Here is a 19,580-nt window from a genome sequence, read left to right on the forward strand (position 1 = left end):
CGCGACCCGGCGCGAGGGTCGCGGGCCGTTCTTCAAGCCGACGAAGTGCGGGCGTTCGCCGAAACAGATCAGATCGAGGACTCGCTCCATGCCAGCTGGATGACCTCGACGCCGCGGTCGCGGGTGACGAGCCGGCCACGGCCCGGGAGCGTCGGGACCGGCTTCAGGTTGCCGACGAGCGGCCCCTCGTCCGGGTTGCCGGAGAGCAGCAGGCCTGGCATCGCCAGGTCACGCATGGACTGGATGACCGACTCGTAGAGGGAGCGCGAAGCGCCACCCGAGCGGCGGGCCAGGATGACGTGCAGACCGACGTCGCCGGCTTGAGCCATCAGTGGCTGCAGCGGAGCCAGGGGCGAGCCCTGCTGAGTCGAGACGAGGTCGTAGTCGTCGACGAGCACGAACAGCTCCGCGCCCGACCACCACGACCGGTTGCGCAGCTCCTCAGGGGTGACGTCGGGGCCCGGGATCCGCTTCGTCAGGTATGCCGCTAGGTCGTTCAGCGTCGGGTTCGCCTGCGTTGCCGAGGTGAGGTAGCCGACCAGGTAGTCCTCGGGGATCTCGCCGAGCAGCGACCGCCGGTAGTCGACGACCGCGATCTGCGCCTCCTTGGGGGTGTGCGTCCGCATGATCTCGCGGGCGATGCTGCGCAGCATCGAGGACTTGCCGGACTGGCCGTCGCCGAAGACGAGCAGATGGGGCTCGGTTTCGGAATTGAGGCCGACCGGTGCCAGCTCCTTCTCGTTGATGCCCAGAAGCAGTCGCTTGCCGGGTTTCTCCTCGGTGACCCCGGCCTGCTCGCGGATCTGCTCGATCGTGATCCGCTCCGGCAGCAGCCGCAGCTTAGGCCCGGCGGGTCCCTGCCAGGCGGCGGAGACCCGGGAGATCAGGTCGTCGACGCCGTCGCCCAGCGTCGTCGGGGAGCCGTCGCCGTCCATCCGGGGCAGCGCGCTGAGGAAGTGGAGCTTCTCCTTCACGATGCCTCGACCCGGACGCCCGGTCGGCACCAAGGCGGCGATCTTGCGGTCGAGCTCGGAGTCCATCGGGTCGCCCAGACGCAGCTCGAGCTTGGTGCCGAAGATGTCGCGCATCGAGGAGCGGAACTCGGCCCAGCGGCCGGCCGCGGCAACGATGTGGACACCGAAGGTCAGGCCACGCGGAGCGATCTCCTGGATGGCGTACTCGAGGTCGTCGAAGTCGGCGCGCAGGGTGCCCCAACCGTCGATGACGAGGAACACGTCGCCCCAGCCGTCATCGGCCTGGCCGCGAGCACGACGGGTGCGGTAGGTCTCGATCGAGTCGATGCCCTGCGCCCGGAAGTAGGCCTCGCGGCGGTCGATGATGCCGGAGACCTCGGCCAGGACTCGACGTACGATGTCGGGCTCGGAACGGGTGCCGACACCGGAGACGTGCGGGAGCTTGGCCAGCGGTGCGAACGTACCGCCGCCGAAGTCGAGCACGAAGAACTGCACCTCTTGCGGCGTCATGGTCAACGACATCGAGGTGACGATGGTGCGGAGCGTCGTGGACTTGCCGGTGCGCGGCGCACCGATGACCGCGACGTGACCGGCGGCCCCGCGCAGGTCGAGGGTGAGCGTGTCCCGCAGCTGCTCACGCGGCTTGTCGACGATGCCGAGCGGCACGACCAGACCGCCGAGCCGCTTCCAGGCCGGCGAGTGCAGGCCGAGCTCGGGCGAGGTGGTCAGGTCGGGCATCAGCGTGTCGAGCGTGTCGGGGATGTCGAGCGGCGGCAGCCAGACCTGGTGGGCCGGGGTGCCGTGTCCGGTCATCCGGTCGACGGCGATGTCGAGCATCGACTTCTCGACGCCGTCCGCTCCCACGACCGGGGCGGCCGGGCGCTCGTCCTCCTCCTCGGCCGGCATCGCCAGCTGTTTCACCTCGGCGATCGAGAAGGGGTAGATGCCCTGCAGCTTGCCGCCCTCGTCGCGGCGGACCCGCGAGCCCGCAGCAGGAGGCCCGGAGACGTACGCCGCCCGGAACCGCTGCATATTGGTCGGGTCGGGCTTCAGGTAGCCGAGGCCGGGGATCGCGGGGAGCTCGTAGGCGTCCGGCACGCCGAGCACGGTCCGCGACTCCTGCGCGGAGAACGTACGCAGGCCGACGCGGTAGGAGAGGTGGGAGTCGAGACCGCGCAGGCGGCCCTCCTCGAGGCGCTGCGAGGCGAGCAGCAGGTGGATGCCGAGGGATCGGCCCAGTCGACCGATCGCGACGAACAGGTCGATGAATTCGGGCTTGGCCGAGAGCATCTCGGAGAACTCGTCGACCACGATGAACAGCGACGGCAGCGGGTCCATCGACGGGTCCTGCGTACGCGCCTTCTCGTAGTCCTTCAGCGAGGAGAAGTTGCCGGCCTCGCGCAGCAGCTCCTGGCGGCGGGTCATCTCGCCGGAGAGCGCGTCCTGCATACGGTCGACCAGGGTGAGCTCGCCCTCGAGGTTGGTGATCACCGCGGAGACGTGCGGCATGCCCGCCATGCCGGCGAACGTCGCACCACCCTTGAAGTCGACCAGCACCAGGTTGAGCACCTCGGGAGGGTGGGTGAGCACCAGACCGAGGACGAGGGTGCGGAGGAACTCCGACTTACCGGAACCGGTCGCACCGATGACAAGGCCGTGCGGCCCCATCCCCTGCTGGGCAGACTCCTTGATGTCCATGTGGATCTGCTGGCCGGCGTCGCCGACACCGACCGGCACGCGCAGGCGGTCGCGGTTGGCGCGAGGGCGCCAGGCGACGTCGGGGTCGAAGGAGCGTACGTCCCCCAGGCCGAGCAGCGCCATGTAGTCCTTCGGCGCCGCGATCTCCGTGTCCTGCGGCGTCTCCGCGGCGGCGTCGGATCCCTCCGGAGCCACGGTGTAGAGCGCGGTGAGGCGACGGGCGTAGGCTTCGGCGTCGGCCATGGTCATCTGGTCCACGCGCAGCCGGACCGGGTCCATGCGTACGCGCACCTGGTAGCCGGGGACGGTGTTGTTCTCGTCGGGCTCCTCGTCATCGATCAGGAACCGCACCCGGCTGGAGTCGAAGAGCTCGTCCCAGTGGGTCGGCAGGTCGATGACGGTGACGCCCTGGATGCCGTCGTCGGGGAGCACGTGGTTGCCGGGCGGGACCGAGCCGCCGTCGACGATGACCACGACCTGCGGAACAGGGATCCGGTCGTCGGTGCCCCAGCGGGCGCGCTCGCCGACCTCGGTCGGGAGGAGGGCGCCGAGGTCGTTGATGTTGGTGACCACCATCCGGCGCGGACCGACGGCGTCGACCTCGCGGCCGCTCTGCGCGTGCGGGAGCCACTTGACCCAGTCCCACTCGGCGAGGTTGCGCTCGGAGGTGAGCACTGCGACGATCAGCTGCTCCGGGGAGTGGAAGGCCGTCATCCCGCAGATCAGGGCGCGAGCCAGCGCCCGGGCCTGGTCCTCGTTGCCGCAGATCTCCATCTTGTCGAACCCGCGAAGGTTGGTCGCCGCGGGCAGGTCGGGCTGGACCCGGTGGACCGTCAGCAGCCGGTGCAGCGCGCTCGCCGAGGCCGGGTCGACCTGGTCGATCGGGGTCTGCTGCGGCGGCACCAGGGTCAGCGCGAGGGGCTGGTGCGCGACGCCGTAGCGGACGTCGAGATAGCGCTTGTGGGTGTTCGAGCGCTCCCACAGCCGGCTGCGCTCCTCGGCGATCGCGGGCAACGAGGACGGTGCGGGGTAGTGCCAGGTCAGTGCCTTGCGCTGCTGCTCGCCGGCCTTGCGCGCCGACTGCCGGACCCCGGCCAAGTAGCGCAGGTAGTCCGTACGCTGCCCGCCGACCTGCTTCTGCTTCTGCTTCCGCTGACGGTCGATCTGCACGAAGATGAAGCCGAGGGTCGCGAACAGGAACATGCCGGCCGCGATGTAGCGCTGGATCGGCGGGGAGCCGCCCGCTCCGGACTGCATCGTCGCGATGAGCACGATCGACCCGAGACCACCGAGCATGGGGATGGCGTTCATCAGGATGCCGCCGACGCCCTCGCCCTCTTCGATAGCCGGCGGCGGGTTGAGCGCGAGCTCCCCCTCGGGGACCTCTGGCTCTTCGGTGCGGGTACCGCCGGCTGTCGCAGCGATAGTCACATGTCCCCCTGGGAGTGGTTCAGCGGCCCGCGGGCCCGGATGCCGCAGGTGGTCTGGATCTTAGAGTGCCCACACCCCGGCCACTACCTTTAACCGTGCCGGTCGGGTAAAACGGGCGGTGGAGCTTCCGATGTGGAACTCTGTCACAGGGTCTTCACGTATCCGGGAGGTGTCATGCCCACTCAGACGGCCGATGCCGCCCCGCCGGCGCTCGCAGCCGGCGGTCTGGCGGTCACGGTCCACGGCACGGCCGGTGTGGTCGACATCGTCGTCCCCTCTGACGCGCACGCCTCGGACCTGGCCCGGGAGTACGCCACAGCGGTCGGTCTTCCCGCGCCGCCGGTGCTGCGCGACCGGCGTGGAGACGTGCTCGTCCCGGACGCCTCGCTCGCTTCACGCGGCATCACCTCGGGTGCCTTGCTGGCCGCCGACTCGCCGCCGACGCAGGCCTATTCGCGTCCCGAGATCGTGGAGTCGGTCGCCCCGAGACGCGCGGGCAGCTTCTCGTTCTACTGGGTCGGGCTGGCCACCCTGCTGGCCGTGGCCGCCGCCGGGTTCGGTGCCCAGGCCGACGGCTGGCAGCAGCCGGCCACCGCCGCCCTGCTCGGGCTCGGGGCACTGATCGGCATCCTCCCCACCGGGCCGTACGCAGCGCGCCGGTCGATCGTCGCCCCCGCCTTCGCTGCCGGTGCTGCCTTCGTCATCACCATCGACCCCGCGCCCGAGACGCTGCCGATGGCCGTCGGCGTTGCCGGACTGAGCGCCGCGATCGTCGCGACGATCTCGCGGTCGCTCGTGAACGACGTCGATGCTCCGCTCAAGGTCTGGACCCTCACCGGATCTGCGGTCTTCGTCGTGACCGCGTTGTGTGCACTGCTCGGCACCTCCCCGCAGGTGCCGTGGTCGATCCTGTTCGCTGCGGCGGCGCTCGCGGCGCGGATCGTGCCCTCGTACGCCGTGGACGTGCCCGACTCCTATCTCCTCGACGTCTCCAAGCTGTCGGTGACCGCCTGGTCGGCGCGAGCCAAGACCAGCTCGAGCACGGCGACCGTCCCGTTCGGCGAGGTCACCCAGGTGGCCGAGCGCGGCACCCGGACGCTGGCAGCAGCCTCGTGGGCGATCCTCGCAGTGGTGGCGGTGAGCGGGCCAGGCCTGGTCGCGACCGCCACCGCCGACGTGGACCGGGTCGGCGCCTGGGTGATCATGCTGGCGGGCGCCTTCGTGATCCTGCTCTCGGCTCGCAGCTATCGCTACTGGCTGCCTCGTGGCGTACTGCGGATCGCTGGCGTTATTGCGCTGGCGGTCGGAGTCCATGCCTTCGTACGCTGGGCCGACCCGGAGCTGGTCTCCTGGTTCGGTCTGGGCGTCGTGCTGATCGGTCTTGCGGTGATCGTCGCGGCGATCGCGACCGGCCGGGGCTGGCGCTCGGCGAAGTGGGCGGCGCGGGCAGACTGGGCGGAGTCACTGTGCGGGGCGGCCGTGATCGCCGCGTTCGTGGTCTCCTCCGGGTTCTTCCGGCACCTGTGGGAGTCGGGGTTCCGCGGTTAGACAGCGCGGTCGCCAAAAAAGTTCAGAGTTTTCTGTTTAGAACTCCGGAGACGGGGTATGAACACAGTGTCCGGACCTCGGGGGAGCCCATCGGGAGCCGGGCTCCATCAGGTATCAACCTAGGAAACCGGTTCCGCCGGTGGAAGGACAGCACCATGAGCAGTGAGATGAAGCAAGGCCAGGCGATCAACGTCGCCGTCAACGACATCGCTGAGACCAAGGGCAAGCTGCAGAGCATCAGTGCGTCGACCGCCAGCGAGGCCAAGGCCGGTCAGGGCAAGGGATGGCACGGAGCGGGCGGCAACGCGTTCGGCAAGCTCATCGACACGTGGGAGCGGAAGTCGCGGGACATCACGAACGCTCTCGACGAGCTCACGAACGGTCTCACCGAGGCGCGCAAGGCTGGTACCCGGGCTGACGAGGATGTTGCCGGCGCGACCCAGTCGGTCAGCTCCAGCATGGACAGCATCTCGTTCAAGATGGGTGGCTGACCACCCGGTCAGATCCCGCATTTCACAAGACTCTGAGAGGAACTGACATGGGTGAAGAGATCAAGGTCAATCACGGAGACATGGCCAACATCATCGACACGCTCAGTAACGGCGTGAAGAGGATGGATGCCGAGCTCTCCGGCCTCGAGAACCGCATCAACAAGCTCAAGGCCGAGTTCACCGGTGAGGCGGCCAACGCCTACGCCGAGGCTCAGGCCAAGTGGGACCGTGCGGTTGCCGAGATCCAGCAGTCGCTCGCACAGAGCGCGGCGTTCGTTGGCCAGTCGCAGCAGGACATGCACGACGCCGACCGCCGTGGCGCGGCTGGCTTCGGCGGCTGAGTCCGTCAACACACGCAACACGAGGGGATCGGTGCAGGGCACCGGTCCCCTCGTCGCTGGTTTTATGGCAAAGTCAGCGCTGATGCTCGCTGTCTGACTCAGCGGGCGCGATGTAGCCCTAGCGCTCGGGACATTCGGTCGGTTCGTCCCGGGTACAGGCACGACGCGAGGAGTTCGTGAAATGACGCAGGCGCAGGTGGCGCCCACGGGGTTGGTACGGGTCACTGTCGCCTCCGGCACCCGTCGGATGGATCTGGTGCTGCCGGGCTCGGTGCCGGTCGCTGAGCTCGTCCCCGAGCTCGCGCGAAGCGTCGGGTTGCTCGACCCGCAGACGGCGTATGCCGGCTACCGCGTCGTGCTGGCCGACGGTCGCAAGCTGACCGGTGACCTCGGTCTGATCCCACAGGGTGTCGAGGACGGCGGCGTCCTCACCGTGAGCGCCGGGATCGACGACAAGCCGCCGCGGGTCTACGACGACGTGGTCGAGGCGATGACGGACGTCGTCGAGAGCGAGATGGCTCCGTGGAAGCCGGAGGCCGGGCGTCGTACGTCCCTGCTGGCCGCCGCGCTGCTGCTGCTGCTCGGTGCCGGCGCGCTGTGGACCCAGTCGCCGTCCATGCTCGCCGGCGTCGCCGCCGCCGTGATCGGCATCGTCCTCGCCGGCGGCGCGATCGTGCTCTCCCGGCTCGAGGCCGAGAACGACGCCGCGATCGCCGCGGTGTGGATCGGTGAGATCTACGGCGCGGTCGCCGGCTTCCTGATCGGCTCGGCCGCCTTCGGCCCGAGCGACGGCGTCGGGGTGCCGCTTGCCATCGCCGGAGCGGGCGCGATGCTCGCCTCCGCGATCGGCTTCCTCGGCCTGGGCGAGTCCCGGATACTGGCGATGCCGGGCGCGCTCGTCGGTGGTGTCTTCCTGGTCGCCGGTCTGCTGCTGAGTGCGACCGGCTGGAGCGCCGGCGTGGTGCTCGGGATCGTCCTGGTGGTCGTGGTGCTGGCCGGCAGTTTCTTCCCGTGGCTCGCGCTGAGCACGACCAAGACCGACGTCCCTCAGCTCTACTCCGACGAGGACATCAACCTCGACCCCGACGAGATCAGAAAGGATCAGGTCCGGGTCGACGCCAAGGTCGCCCACGAGATCTTGGTCGCGATCGCGCTCTCCGTCGGCGTCCTGGTCGTGCTGACCACGCCGGTCGTGGTTCAGCTCGGGCTCGCCGGCACGCTGGTGGCGCTGGCTGCGTGCGTGGTGCTGATGCTGCGCACTCGGCAGTACCGGACCGGCTCCGAGGTGCTCGTCGGCCTCTCCTCCGGGATCGCCGGTCTGCTCTCGATCGGGGCCGCGCTGCTGGTCTACCACGAGTCGTGGCGGCCGACGACCGCAGTCGTGCTCGCGGCGGCGGGCGGCGTACTCCTGGTGCTGACGCTGGTTCCTGATGTCGGGTCCATCCGGCGTGGCCGGCTGGCCGATCTCGCCGAGACGATCTGCCTGCTCGCGATGCTGCCGCTGATGGTGCTCGCCTCGGGCCTCTTCGGCGCCGCGGTGGCTGGTTTCTGATGGCCAGCAAGAAGGACCTCGTAGAGGCGCATGCCTTCAGCCGCCGCCGGCTGGTCTCCGCGTTCCTCTCCGGCGCCCCTGGTGGGCGCGAGGTGGAGCCGGCCCGGCCGGGGCGCTCGGTCTTCGGCGGTGTCATCCTCGCGGTGCTGCTCATCGCCGGCGGCGCCGTCGCCCACTTCCTCTCTCCCCGGCCCGCGACGGGCTGGGCAGACCAGCCCGGTCTGATCGTGACCAAGGGCGGGGCGCGGTACGTCGTCACCGGCCCAGAGAACGACAGGAAGCTGTACCCGGTCGTCAACCTCGCCAGCGCCCAGCTCATCCTCGGTCTCGACCTGGAGGAGAAGTCCAAGGTCATCGACCAGGAGGAGATCGACAAGGAGTTCCCCAAGGGCACGATCGGCCTCGGCGGGCCCAACGTTCCGGAGGAGCTGCCGCTGACGTCCGACTTCATCAACACCGGTTGGACCGCGTGCACGGCTGACGATGCAGGCACATTCCTGAACATCTCAGCCAAACCCGACGTGCGGCAGGCCGCTCAATCCGGCTTCTTGGTGCAGACCGCAGAAGGCACCTATCTCGTCGCGGAAAGCACGGACGTCGACGGCGGCACGCAGGCCTACAGCTACAAGATCGAAGGCGACGCCGAGACGTACGCAGACCGCATCTTCACGGGGCCGATCTCTGCTCCCAGGGTGCCTCAGTCCTGGGTGAATCTCTTCCCGGCGGGCGGTGCCCTCACCGGTGATTCCTTCGGGAGCGCCTTCACCAAGTCGGGACAGACGGTCGAGGGCGAGGACTACCCGATCGGGACGAAGGGCAATTACCTGGCCAAGGACTATCTGATGACGGAGACCGGTTGGATCCGTCTAGAGGACTTCGCCAGCGAGGTCTACGACATCGCTTTCGGTGACAAGGTCAACCTTCAGCAGCTGGACTCGCAGCCGAACATCGACGGTGACCGTCTGGAAGCGACCACATTCTGGCCGAGGTCGACGGTCGACCCGGCGACGGGCGCGGCCTGCGCCCTGCTCGAGACCGGCGCCGACACGACGGTGCGGCTCGGCATCGAGCCAGGTGAGAGGGCGTGGCCGGCAACGCCGCCCGGGGCGGACAGCCTCACAGAGGCAAGGGTCGATCCCGGAAAGGGTGCCTTCGTCTACGCCGCCAACAGCGAGAAGCTCGACAAGAAGAGCGGGACGCCCTATCTGATCGATGCCCGCGGCACCGCCAACACGTTGGACGGTCCGACCACGGTCGGTCGGCTCGGCCTGAGCTTCGACTCCGGTCCGATCGTCCCCGGCACGTGGCTGCGGCTGCTCCCCAGCGGTGCTGCGCTCTCGACCGAGCTGGCGCTGTGCCCGCCCAACAGCGATGAGGTCAAGGCGGACCAGTGCGTGACCCAGTGACGCTCGTACGTCGCGGGGTCGCCCTGGCCGCGATCGCCGGCGGGCTGACGCTTCTGGGCAGCCCGGGGCCCGCGTACGCGGCGGAGGAGCGGGCGGAATGCTCCGCCTATGCGAAGAACACCGGGGGTGGCACCCCGCAGAAGGCGGAGACGCGGACCGCGCCGGTGCCGGAGCAGGTCGCCCCGTTCGCGATCATGCGGATCGCGGAGGCGCAGAAGGTGAGCAAGCAGGGCCAGGGGATCCGCGTCGCGGTGGTCGACTCCGGTTTCGGCCGCAACGCGCCGGAATACCACGGCACCGTGGCGGCGGGTCTGATCTCCCAGATCGCGCCCAAGGCGAGGCTCAGCGACCACCCGGTCCTCAGGGTCGGCCAGGAGAAGTCGACGATCGAGGCCAAGAAGATGGTGGCCGAGCTGGGCTCGCTGGCCAAGGGCAACGCGAAGGGGCTGATCGTCGACATCGGTCTGCCCGCGACGCAGGGGGCGCCCGGGCTGGACACCGCCGTCGACGCGCTCGTCAAGAAGGGGGCCATCGTGGTGATGGCCTCGGACTGGTCCGAGGTCGTCACCGACTCGGACCCGCTGGACGTCGCGTCCAAGGCGTTCCCCAACGCCAACGACTCGATCGTGACGGTCAGCGCGTCCGGCACGTGGGCCTCCGACCCGGACTTCAAGGTGCTACCGAACTCCAGGACGGATGTCACCGCTCCGACCTACGGTGCCCCGTCGACGACTCTCTTCGGTCAACCGTGCTGGGTCGACTCGATCACGACCTCCTTCGCCGCCGCCGAGGTCTCGGCCGTGCTCGCACTGATCTGGTCGACCAACCCGGGCTGGAGCGCGGAGCAGGTCATCGACCGGCTCTACAGCACCACGTCTGGCCGTCAGGGTCAGGGCGGGCGCTACTGGGGCGCCGGTGTGGTCAACGCCTACGCCGCGCTCACCCGGCCGCCCGTCGAGGAAGCCGCCACGGCGCCGGAGACCGAGCAGGCGCCGATGGCTCGGGAGAAGGTCGACCCGCTCGCCGCCGTCCGCGAGAACGCGATCTGGTGGGGGATCGCGGGCGGCGGGGCGCTCGGTCTCGGTTTGGTCCTGCGGCCGTTGTTCTCGCGGCGCAAGGGTTCGATGTAGCCGGTCACGGCTCGCTGTCGAAGGCTTCGCGCGCCGCTTCTCGTCGAGGTCGAGGCGTACGCCATCTTGGACTGAGTCGCTCGCCGAATGAAGAACGCCGGCCGAAGCTCGCGCTTCGGCCGGCGTTCTTGCAGGTCAACCTAGGTTTCCTGCTGGCGGATCTGGGGGGATTCGAACCCCCGAGGGCTTGCACCCAACACGGATTCCAGCCGTGCGCCATAGGCCACTAGGCGACAGATCCGTGAGGGATCCTACGCGGCTGTGGGAGCCGGGGGAAATCGGCGGAAGTGGGCGTGTCACCTCCTCGACAAGCTCGGGACACCGCTTTGGGATCCGCGCGGCGACTCGTCTAGACTCTCCGACAACCCCCCATGTGGCGACATCTTGTCGAATCTCCCCAGGGCCGGAAGGCAGCAAGGATAAGCGAGCTCTGTCGGGTACGTGGGGGGCCTTTTCATGCCCTTTCCCCTTCCGACGGGCTCTTTCGCATCCGACGGGAAGTGGTCGATATGGGCTCGGTAGGCGCAGGACCGAGGGCCCAAAGTGTCCACTTCGCGGGCTTCGTCCGCTGCAGGGCCGCCCGGCGGCTACCGACTGTCGGTGACGGTCGTTAGGGTTCATGGGGTGGACGCACCGTTGGCTCTCTACCGCCGCTATCGGCCGGACAGCTTCGCCGATTTCATCGGACAGGAGCATGTGACCGGTCCGTTGCGCAATGCGCTCGCGGCAGACCGGGTCAACCATGCATACCTCTTCTCGGGGCCGCGGGGGTGCGGGAAGACGACGGCGGCGCGGATCATGGCCCGCGCGATCAACTGCGAACGGGCGCCGATCGCGGATCCGTGCGGGGAGTGCGAGTCCTGTCGTGACCTGGCGCGCGGGGGCCCGGGAAGCATCGACGTGATCGAGATCGACGCGGCCTCGCACGGTGGCGTCGATGACGCCCGTGACCTGCGGGAGAAGGCGTTCTTCGCTCCGGTGAGGTCGCGCTACAAGATCTACATCATCGACGAGGCGCACATGGTCTCGACGCAGGGCTTCAACGCCCTGCTCAAGCTGGTCGAGGAGCCGCCGGAGCACCTCCGCTTCATCTTCGCGACCACCGAGCCGGAGAAGGTGATCGCGACGATCCGGTCGCGTACGCACCACTATCCGTTCCGTCTCTACCCGCCCAAGGTGGTCAGCGAATACGTCGCGCGCCTGTGCGAGGAGGAGAAGATCGCCGTCGATGCGGCAGCATTGCCGCTGGTCGTTCGCGCGGGCGGTGGGTCGATGCGCGACACCCTTTCGGTCATGGACCAGTTGCTGGGTGGCTCTGGGCAGGGCGGGGTCACGTACGAGATGGCCGCCGGGCTGCTCGGTTACACCCCCGACTCGCTGCTGGACGAGGTCGTCGACGCCTTCGCCGCCCACGACGGCGCTGCCGTGTTCGGCGTGATCGACAAGATCATCGAGACCGGTCAGGACCCGCGGCGGTTCACCGAGGATCTGCTGCGTCGGCTGCGTGACCTGGTCATCGTCAAGGCGGTCCCGGACGCGCCCGCGACCGGCCTCATCGACGTCTCCGAGGACGGCGGCGAGCGGCTGGTCGCCCAGGCCGGTCGCTTCGGGCCGCACGATCTGTCTCGAGCGGCCGACGCGGTTGCGACCGGCCTGACCGAGATGCGCGGCGCCACCGCGCCCCGACTTCTGCTCGAGCTGATCTGTGCCCGGGTGCTGCTCCCCGCGGCCGACGGTGCCGACGGCCTCGCGGCCCGGCTGGACCGCTTGGAGAGGCGGATCGAGATCAGCGGTACGCCGACGGTGACCGCGCCTCCGGCAGCGGCCGCGCCAGCCCAGGACCGGCCGGTGCTCAAGCCGTCCGTCGGCGCGCCGGGGCACGAGCCGGTCACTCCCTCGCAGCCCGAACCCGCCCCGACGTACGCCCCGACTCCTGAACCGGCCCCCGAGCCAACCCCTGCGCCCGCTCCTGCGTCGGTCGAGCCGCCGGAGCCGCTAGGCGACCGAGTGAGGTCGTCCGGCGAGCTTGCTCGTCCGGACGCGCCGAGCGAGGGAGCCCCCGAGCGAAGCGAGGGCGGCGGAGGCGTGTCGAGACCAACACAGCCCCCTTCCCCGAGCGACCGTGTTGGTCTCGAGCCGAGCGAGGGAGTGACTATGCGCAGCATAGACATCCGGCGCCTGTGGGACGACGTGATCGCCCAGACCAAGGGTCTGCGTCGGGCGACGTGGTCGCTCGTGGGCCAGAACGCCCAGGTCGTCGACTTCCGCGACGGCGTGCTCACTCTCGGGTTCGCGTCGCCGGGCCTGCGTGACCGGTTCGCGACCGGCGGCCACGAACCGGTTCTCGGGCAGGCGCTGGTCAACGTGATCGGCATCCAGCCGAAGATCGAGGCGATCGTCGCCGGTGGCGGCCAGAGCGCTCCGCAGCGCCAGGCCCCGCCGCCGCAGCCGAGCCAGCCCCGGGAGCCAGCGCAGCCTCAGCAGCCCCAGGAGGCGTCCTGGAACGAGCAGGCGCCACCGCCCGACTGGGCCGCCGAGCCGCCGCCTCCGGACCAGCCGCCGGCGCCGCCTCCGGACCAGCCGCCGGCGCCGCCGGAGCAGTCCGCGGCGCAGCCGGCCGACCCAGGAGCGATCGCGCTGGCTCGGGAGGCCATCCGGCCGACGCGTGCGGCCGACTACGAGCCTCCGGTCGACGACACCGCGGCTCGCCTCGCGGAGGCCGACGCTGCGGTGAACCCCAACGATCAGGCCTACGACGGCCCGGCCGCGATGGGCGCAGAAGCGCTGCTCGCTCAGGAGCTGGGTGCAACGATGATCGAAGAGATCCCACACAACTAGGACGGCACAGATGACGAACCCACTCGAAGGCCTCGGCGGCGAAGGCGGCTTCGACCTCAACGCGATCATGCAGCAGGCCCAGGCCCTGCAAGGCCAGATCGTCGACGCCCAGGAGAAGCTCGCCGAGACGATCGTCGACGGCACCGTCGCCGGCGGCGCGGTGACCGTCAAGCTCACCGGCACCGGCGAGCTGGTCGGCGTGGAGATCAAGCAGGGCGAGTTCGACGGCAGCAGCCCCGATGACCTGGAGGACCTCGGCGCAGTGATCGTCGCCGCCTACCGCGACGCGAAGAGCAAGGCCGACGATCTCGCCGGTGAGGCGATGGGCCCGCTCGCGGGTGGCCTCGGCGGTGGCGCCGGCGGAGAGCCGCCGTTCAAGCTCGGCTTCTGAAATAGACACAGCTGAATCAAGCACTGCTAGAGACAGGCGATAACCAAGTTGTACGAGGGTGTGGTCCAAGACCTCATCGACGAGCTGGGACGGTTGCCGGGCGTAGGCCCGAAGAGCGCCCAGCGGATCGCTTTCCATCTGCTCCAGGCTGATCCTGCCGACGTACATCGGTTGGCCGCGATCCTCAACGAGGTCAAGGCGAAGGTGAAGTTCTGCTCGGTCTGTTTCAACGTCTCCGAGGAGGAGACGTGCCGGATCTGTCGCGACCCGCGTCGCGAGCAGTCCGTGCTGTGCGTGGTCGAGGAATACAAGGACGTCGTCGCGATCGAGCGCACCCGTGAGTTCCGCGGGCGCTATCACGTGCTCGGCGGTGCGATCAGTCCGATCGACGGGATCGGTCCCGACCAGCTGCGCATCCGCGAGCTGGTCCAGCGGCTGAACGATCCGGGGATCACCGAGGTGATCCTCGCCACGGATCCCAACCTCGAGGGCGAGGCGACGGCGACGTACCTCACCCGTCAGCTGAGCCCGCTCGGCCTGAAGGTCACCCGTCTGGCCAGCGGTCTTCCGGTCGGTGGCGATCTGGAGTACGCCGACGAGGTCACTCTCGGGCGCGCGTTCGCCGGGCGCAGAGCCGCCGAGTAGACCCTTAAGCCCTGATAAGAGCCGACTCTTTACCCTCGTCAGGCCGCGACTTCGGAGGTAGCCTGACGATTCAATGGACCTCCGGAAAGGGGCCGTCATGACGAACGACTTGACCGACAAGGACTTCGCCACCAGCATCGCCGACTCGGTGGAGAGTTTTCTGCTCTCGGTGCGCGCGATCGCTGCCGACGGCGATGGTGGCAGCGCTGTCTCGATGCTGCTGCTGGAGGTGAGCCAGATCCTGCTGGCGGGCGCGCGGCTGGGCGCCCAGCAGGACTTCGAGCCTCGCGAGGAGTTCCAGCCCGACGTGGGCATGGAAGCAGATGTCGACGAGCTCCGGATGGGGCTGGCCGGGATGTTCGGGGACATCGACACCTACAGCTTCGTCTTCGACCCCTACAGCCCCGACGTGGTCGACAGCCAGATCTCCGACGACGTCGCCAGCCTGGTGACCGATCTGGAGTACGGCCTGCGTCACTACCGGCTCGGTGACGTCGACGAGGCGCTGTGGTGGTGGCAGTTCAGCTACGTCAACAACTGGGGAAACCTGGCCGGGGCGGTGCTCAACGCGCTGCTCACCGTGGTCGCCCACGACCGTCTCGACTCCGAGCCGTTCACCGGTGAGGACGAGGACCTGGCTGCCGCAGATGAGATGCTGGAGAAGACGTCAGCACCGGCAACGTAGACTCTCCCGGCGTGGGAATCGTCGTTCAGAAGTACGGTGGCAGTTCGGTCGCGGATGCTGCGGGCATAAAGCGCGTGGCTCAACGGGTGGTCGCAACCAAAGAACAAGGCCACGACGTTGTCGTGGCCGTCTCCGCCATGGGCGATACCACCGATGAGCTGATCGATCTGGCCAACAAGGTCTCGCCCGACGCAACCGCGCATGCGCGTGAGTTCGACATGCTGCTCACCTCCGGCGAGCGGCAGTCGATGGCCCTGCTCGCGATGGCGATCAACGACGTCGCGAACGAGCGCGGGCTGGCGTACGAGGCCCGGTCGTTCACCGGGTCGCAAGCCGGCCTGATCACTGACGCGCAGCACGGGCGCGCCAAGATCCTCAGCATCACCCCGGAGCGGATCCAGGCAGCGATCGACGACGGTGCGATCGCGATCGTGGCCGGCTTCCAGGGCGTCTCCAGGGACACCAAGGACATCACCACGCTGGGCCGGGGCGGCACCGACACCACCGCCGTCGCGTTGGCGGTGGCGCTGAACGCCGACGTCTGCGAGATTTACACCGATGTCGACGGCGTCTTCACCGCCGACCCGCGGATCGTCCCGACGGCACGCAAGCTGAGCGTGGTCGCCTTCGAGGAGATGCTCGAGCTGGCCGCTTCCGGAGCCAAAGTTCTCCACCTGCGGTCCGTCGAGTTCGCCCGGCGTCACAGCCTGCCGATCCACGTACGCTCCTCCTTCTCCACCCTCAACGGCACCGTGGTCAAGGGCAGCATCGACGCGGTCTCGCCCCATGGCGACCCGCAGGCTCTCGAGGATGCCGGCATGGAGGCTCCGATCGTCGCGGCCATCGCCTACGACCGCAGCCAGGCGAAGATCACCGTCGTCGACGCGCCCGACCAGGTCGGCGCCGCCGCGAAGGTCTTCGACATCATCGCCGGGGTCGGGATCAACGTCGACATGGTCGTCCAGGACGCCTCCGCGGCCGGCACCGAGCGCACCGACATCACCTTCACTCTGCCCCGAGACGACGTCGAGCGCGCCGTGAAGGCGCTGGAGCTGGCGCAGGCCGAGGTCGGCTTCGTGCGGGTCAGCACGGAGCCGAGGATGGGCAAGGTCTCGTTGATCGGGGCCGGGCTGCGCACCCAGCCGAAGAAGATCGCCGACTTCTTCTCCGCGATCGCCCAGGCCGGGGTCAACATCCAGATGATCTCCACCTCCGAGGTGCGGGTCTCGGTCGTCGTCGCCGACGACGAGGTCGACCGGGCGGTGCAGGCCGCGGCGGAGAAGTTCAGCGATGTAGACGTCGAGAAGGTCTCCTACGGGGCCGAGACCGGCGCCGACGTCCCGGACATCGTCGGCATCGCCCACGACCGCAGCGAAGCCAAGATCACCCTGGTGGGGGTCATCGACGAGCCGGGCGAGGCGGCCCGCGTCTTCGACACCCTCGCCGAAGCCGGCATCAACATCGACATGATCGTGCAGAACGTGTCGGCCGAGGAGACGCGGCGTACGGACATCTCGTTCACGCTCCCGCGCACGGACGTCAAGCTGGCCCGGGCGGCGCTGAGCGACATCCAGGGCAAGGTCGGCTTCGCCGACCCGATCACCGACGAGCAGATCGGCAAGCTCTCCATCGTCGGGGAGGGAATGCGTACGCATCCGGGGATCACGTCGCGGTTCTTCGCCGCGCTCGCCGCCGAGGGAGTCTTCATCAGGATGGTGTCGACCTCGGAGATCCGCGTCTCGGTGCTCGTCAGCACCGACGACCTCGACCGCGCAGTGCGCGCCACACACAGAGCATTCGGCCTCGACAGCGACGTAGAGGCCATCGTCTACGGAGGGACCGGCCGATGAGCATCAATCTTGGAATCGTGGGAGCCACCGGGCAGGTGGGCGTCGCCGTGCGTCAGATCCTGCTCGAGCGGAACTTCCCGCTCGGCGAGGTTCGGCTCTTCGCCTCGGCGCGCTCGGCCGGCAAGACCATCGAGTTCGGTGACCGCTCGGTCGTCGTCGAGGACGCTGCCACCGCCGACCCGTCGGGCCTCGACATCGCGATCTTCTCCGCCGGCGGCGCCACCTCGAAGGCGCTGGCGCCGAAGTTCGCCGACGCCGGAGTGATCGTCATCGACAACTCCTCTGCCTGGCGCAAGGACCCGTCGATCCCGCTGGTCGTCTCCGAGGTCAACCCGTCTGCCATGGACGGGGTCATCGAGGCCCGCCAGGGCATCATCGCCAACCCCAACTGCACCACGATGGCGGCGATGCCGGCGCTCAAGGCGCTCCATGACGAAGCCGGGCTCGAGCGCCTCATCGTGTCGACCTACCAGGCCGTCTCCGGCTCCGGCGTCGCCGGCGTCGAGGAGCTCGTCAACGGCATCGTGGCGGCCGGCGACAAGGCCCGTGAGCTCGCCTACGACGGGTCCGCCATCGCGTTCCCGGAGCCGGACAAGTACGTCGAGACGATCGCCTACAACGTCCTTCCCTACGCCGGCTCGCTGGTGGAGGACGGTCTGAACGAGACCGACGAGGAGCAGAAGCTCCGCAACGAGTCCCGCAAGATCCTCGCCCTGCCCGACCTGCGGGTCTCGGGGATCTGTGTCCGCGTCCCGGTCGTCACCGGCCACTCGCTCGCGGTCAACGCCGAGTTCTCCTCGCCGCTGACCCCCGAGCGCGCCACCGAGATCCTGGCGAACGCCCCCGGTGTCGAGCTCCGCGACGTACCCACGCCTCTGCACGCCGCCGGCAAAGACCCCTCCTACGTCGGTCGCATCCGTCAGGACGAGGGTGTCCCGGACAACCGTGGCCTCGCCCTGTTCATCTCCAACGACAACCTCCGCAAGGGCGCTGCGCTCAACACCGTCCAGATCGCCGAGCTCGTAGCCGCCAGCCTCTGACGAGACGTCACGTACGTCGGCCGAGATGGCATCACGGTGCCGGCTCGGCCGACGGGAGTGACGCCTCGGCCGACGCGGGTGACGCCTCGGCGTGGGGGTTGTCAGTCGATGTAGGTCGTGGTGACCCAGTAGGACAGGGCGTACGCGGCGGCGGTGAGGGTCACGGCGATGATCACGGCCCAGGCGTTGTCGAAGAGCTCGGTGAGGAAGAGCATCGAGACCACGGCGACTAGCGCTGAGCCGAGGAAGCTGATCGTGAAGGGGGAGCGGGCGCCGGCCAGGCGGAGGAGGTAGCCGCCGACGACGACCGCGAGGACGAAGACGGTGATGAGGACGATCGCGCCCGTGTCGCCGAGCGACGAGGTGCCGCGCGTCCATTGGCTCACGGTGCCGCTGAACCAGATGGCCAGGGTCATGAACGCCCCGACGATGGCGCCGATCATGACCGCCGCCGACATGCCGGTCGGGGTGGCGAGCTTCAGCCGCCGCTGGCTCGGGGCCTTCGGCGCTTTCGGGTCCTTGGTCGCCTTGGGCGCTGGAGGGGTCTTGGCCTTCGTTTCCCGCACCGGCTTCGGAGGCTTCTGAGACTTTGAAGCCTTCTGCTTCTGCGCGGACTTCTCGACAGCCTCCTTCGCCGACGGCTCGGGCGCGACGACGGTCGGCGCCGTCTTCTCCAGCACCTGGGTCTTCTCCGCAGAACTCTGCTGAGCCGAAGACTTCTCGGGTTTGGCGGCGGTCGGCTTCGTCCCCCCACGCTTCTTCCTGAAGCCGAACGACGGCGCGGCGAGCTTGTCGGCGGGGTCGTTGGTCATGAGGGGCAGTTTCGCATGCCGTACGCCACAATTGAACCCAGGAGGATCGAACTCAGACGCGGGTCAGGCGGATGACCGGGATCTCGCGGTCGGTCTTCTCCTCATAGCTCCCGAAGTTGGCGGCCGAGTCGACGATCTCCGCCCAGGCTCGTGCGCGCTCCTCGCCGTGGAGCTGTTCGGCGACCACGGGGATCGTCTCACCGCCGAGCTGGATGGTGACGCGGTCCGGGTGGGCGGCGAGGTTGTAATACCACGCCGGGTTCTTCACCGCGCCGCCTGCCGAGGCGACCACCAGCCAGGTGCCGTCGTCGCCGGGGAACCAGGCGAGCGGCGACGAGCGGGGCTCGCCGCTCTTCTTGCCGATCGTGGTGAGCACGAGCAGCCGCATCCCGGCGGTGGTGCCGGTGCTCTTGCGGGCCCGGAGCATCATCAGCCTGTTACCCAGCTTCAGGAGGGGGTTGGCGGTGGGCTGCCTGGCGCCGCGGGTGCCGTTGCGAGTGTCGAAGCTCATGTGGTCGACACTACTCGGCCAAAAACAGGTTCAGGCTCGAAGATCTGATGATCTCCGAGCCTGAACTCGCTGTCGGGTTGACAGTGTCCAGTCTCAGGACATCGGAATGGGGTGTCTCGAGACATCGGCATAGCGTGTCGCGCGACATCGGCATGGGCGAGATGGCCAAGGCTCAGCCATGTCGAAGCGTCGTCTGGTCATCACCGCAGTGCTCGCCGGTGCCACGCAGTCCGAAGT

Annotated in this window: 15 protein-coding genes, 1 tRNA gene, 1 other RNA gene and 1 pseudogene; 14 read left to right on the forward strand and 4 right to left on the reverse strand. The window is 68.8% G+C overall.

From position 1 onward, the window contains the following. Positions 1 to 68: 68 nt before the first annotated feature. The gene (eccCa, locus tag ABZZ22_RS09210) at positions 69 to 4,103 is read right to left on the reverse strand and encodes a type VII secretion protein EccCa (RefSeq protein WP_354929641.1); all 4,035 of its coding nucleotides are present in this window, start codon (positions 4,101 to 4,103) and stop codon (positions 69 to 71) included. 174 nt (positions 4,104 to 4,277) lie between these two features. Between eccCa and ABZZ22_RS09215 the strand changes: the two genes are divergently transcribed. From ABZZ22_RS09215 to ABZZ22_RS09240, 6 genes are all read left to right on the forward strand, one after another. Beyond that, positions 4,278 to 5,651, forward strand: coding sequence for a hypothetical protein (locus ABZZ22_RS09215; protein ID WP_354929644.1), 1,374 nt, complete (start codon positions 4,278 to 4,280; stop codon positions 5,649 to 5,651). Between the two features lie 155 nt (positions 5,652 to 5,806). Beyond that, positions 5,807 to 6,142 (forward strand): WXG100 family type VII secretion target, encoded by a 336-nt coding sequence (locus ABZZ22_RS09220; protein ID WP_354929647.1) that lies wholly within the window; start codon positions 5,807 to 5,809, stop codon positions 6,140 to 6,142. Positions 6,143 to 6,189: 47 nt separating this feature from the next. Further along, positions 6,190 to 6,483 (forward strand): WXG100 family type VII secretion target, encoded by a 294-nt coding sequence (locus tag ABZZ22_RS09225; RefSeq protein ID WP_336736347.1) that lies wholly within the window; start codon positions 6,190 to 6,192, stop codon positions 6,481 to 6,483. A 181-nt stretch (positions 6,484 to 6,664) separates the two neighbouring features. Beyond that, positions 6,665 to 8,035, forward strand: a complete 1,371-nt coding sequence (gene eccD / locus ABZZ22_RS09230) for a type VII secretion integral membrane protein EccD (protein ID WP_354929651.1) — start codon at positions 6,665 to 6,667, stop codon at positions 8,033 to 8,035. After that, positions 8,035 to 9,441, forward strand: a complete 1,407-nt coding sequence (locus ABZZ22_RS09235) for a type VII secretion protein EccB (protein ID WP_354929654.1) — start codon at positions 8,035 to 8,037, stop codon at positions 9,439 to 9,441. Before eccD ends, ABZZ22_RS09235 begins: the two co-directional genes overlap by 1 nt. After that, positions 9,426 to 10,571 carry a S8/S53 family peptidase gene (locus tag ABZZ22_RS09240; protein WP_354929657.1) on the forward strand — a complete coding sequence of 382 codons (1,146 nt, stop codon included), beginning with the start codon at positions 9,426 to 9,428 and terminating at the stop codon, positions 10,569 to 10,571. The genes ABZZ22_RS09235 and ABZZ22_RS09240 overlap by 16 nt, the downstream gene beginning before the upstream one ends. Before the next feature lie 153 nt (positions 10,572 to 10,724). Here the strand turns inward: ABZZ22_RS09240 and ABZZ22_RS09245 are convergent. After that, positions 10,725 to 10,812: transfer RNA gene (locus tag ABZZ22_RS09245), tRNA-Ser, on the reverse strand. Positions 10,813 to 10,934: 122 nt separating this feature from the next. Between ABZZ22_RS09245 and ffs the strand changes: the two genes are divergently transcribed. From ffs to ABZZ22_RS09285, 8 genes and pseudogenes are all read left to right on the forward strand, one after another. Then, positions 10,935 to 11,025, forward strand: an RNA gene (gene ffs / locus ABZZ22_RS09250) — signal recognition particle sRNA small type. 170 nt (positions 11,026 to 11,195) lie between these two features. Then, positions 11,196 to 13,409 carry a DNA polymerase III subunit gamma and tau gene (locus ABZZ22_RS09255; protein WP_354929660.1) on the forward strand — a complete coding sequence of 738 codons (2,214 nt, stop codon included), beginning with the start codon at positions 11,196 to 11,198 and terminating at the stop codon, positions 13,407 to 13,409. A gap of 10 nt (positions 13,410 to 13,419) precedes the next feature. Further along, on the forward strand, positions 13,420 to 13,800 hold the full coding sequence (locus ABZZ22_RS09260) for a YbaB/EbfC family nucleoid-associated protein (protein ID WP_354929663.1): 381 nt from the start codon (positions 13,420 to 13,422) through the stop codon (positions 13,798 to 13,800). Positions 13,801 to 13,848: 48 nt separating this feature from the next. Continuing rightward, positions 13,849 to 14,445, forward strand: coding sequence for a recombination mediator RecR (recR, locus tag ABZZ22_RS09265; protein WP_292649744.1), 597 nt, complete (start codon positions 13,849 to 13,851; stop codon positions 14,443 to 14,445). 97 nt (positions 14,446 to 14,542) lie between these two features. After that, positions 14,543 to 15,130 (forward strand): DUF5063 domain-containing protein, encoded by a 588-nt coding sequence (locus ABZZ22_RS09270; protein WP_292649743.1) that lies wholly within the window; start codon positions 14,543 to 14,545, stop codon positions 15,128 to 15,130. Positions 15,131 to 15,141: 11 nt separating this feature from the next. Then, positions 15,142 to 16,461 (forward strand): annotated as a pseudogene (locus ABZZ22_RS09275) (aspartate kinase); the annotation flags it as partial. A gap of 60 nt (positions 16,462 to 16,521) precedes the next feature. After that, entirely contained in the window at positions 16,522 to 16,980 is a 459-nt protein-coding gene (locus ABZZ22_RS09280) for an ACT domain-containing protein (protein WP_354929683.1), read from the forward strand. Continuing rightward, positions 16,977 to 18,020, forward strand: a complete 1,044-nt coding sequence (locus tag ABZZ22_RS09285) for an aspartate-semialdehyde dehydrogenase (RefSeq protein ID WP_354929668.1) — start codon at positions 16,977 to 16,979, stop codon at positions 18,018 to 18,020. Before ABZZ22_RS09280 ends, ABZZ22_RS09285 begins: the two co-directional genes overlap by 4 nt. A gap of 101 nt (positions 18,021 to 18,121) precedes the next feature. Here ABZZ22_RS09285 and ABZZ22_RS09290 read toward each other — a convergent pair whose 3' ends face one another. Next, positions 18,122 to 18,832 (reverse strand): hypothetical protein, encoded by a 711-nt coding sequence (locus tag ABZZ22_RS09290; protein ID WP_354929671.1) that lies wholly within the window; start codon positions 18,830 to 18,832, stop codon positions 18,122 to 18,124. Positions 18,833 to 18,884: 52 nt separating this feature from the next. Next, positions 18,885 to 19,343 (reverse strand): nitroreductase/quinone reductase family protein, encoded by a 459-nt coding sequence (locus tag ABZZ22_RS09295; protein WP_354929674.1) that lies wholly within the window; start codon positions 19,341 to 19,343, stop codon positions 18,885 to 18,887. Positions 19,344 to 19,580: the final 237 nt, after the last annotated feature.

This window comes from Nocardioides sp. NPDC006273 (assembly GCF_040613495.1).
In the GTDB taxonomy this organism is placed as follows: Bacteria; Actinomycetota; Actinomycetes; order Propionibacteriales; family Nocardioidaceae; genus Nocardioides.

Bases quoted from the DNA above. Each gene is read 5' to 3' on its own strand.
- ABZZ22_RS09285 (WP_354929668.1), top strand. From the start codon at position 16,977: ATGAGCATCAATCTTGGAATCGTGGGAGCCACCGGGCAGGTGGGCGTC.
- ABZZ22_RS09295 (WP_354929674.1), bottom strand. From the start codon at position 19,343: ATGAGCTTCGACACTCGCAACGGCACCCGCGGCGCCAGGCAGCCCACC.
- eccD (WP_354929651.1), top strand. From the start codon at position 6,665: ATGACGCAGGCGCAGGTGGCGCCCACGGGGTTGGTACGGGTCACTGTC.
- ABZZ22_RS09220 (WP_354929647.1), top strand. From the start codon at position 5,807: ATGAGCAGTGAGATGAAGCAAGGCCAGGCGATCAACGTCGCCGTCAAC.
- ABZZ22_RS09235 (WP_354929654.1), top strand. From the start codon at position 8,035: ATGGCCAGCAAGAAGGACCTCGTAGAGGCGCATGCCTTCAGCCGCCGC.
- ABZZ22_RS09215 (WP_354929644.1), top strand. From the start codon at position 4,278: ATGCCCACTCAGACGGCCGATGCCGCCCCGCCGGCGCTCGCAGCCGGC.
- ABZZ22_RS09260 (WP_354929663.1), top strand. From the start codon at position 13,420: ATGACGAACCCACTCGAAGGCCTCGGCGGCGAAGGCGGCTTCGACCTC.
- ABZZ22_RS09270 (WP_292649743.1), top strand. From the start codon at position 14,543: ATGACGAACGACTTGACCGACAAGGACTTCGCCACCAGCATCGCCGAC.
- ABZZ22_RS09290 (WP_354929671.1), bottom strand. From the start codon at position 18,832: ATGACCAACGACCCCGCCGACAAGCTCGCCGCGCCGTCGTTCGGCTTC.
- ABZZ22_RS09225 (WP_336736347.1), top strand. From the start codon at position 6,190: ATGGGTGAAGAGATCAAGGTCAATCACGGAGACATGGCCAACATCATC.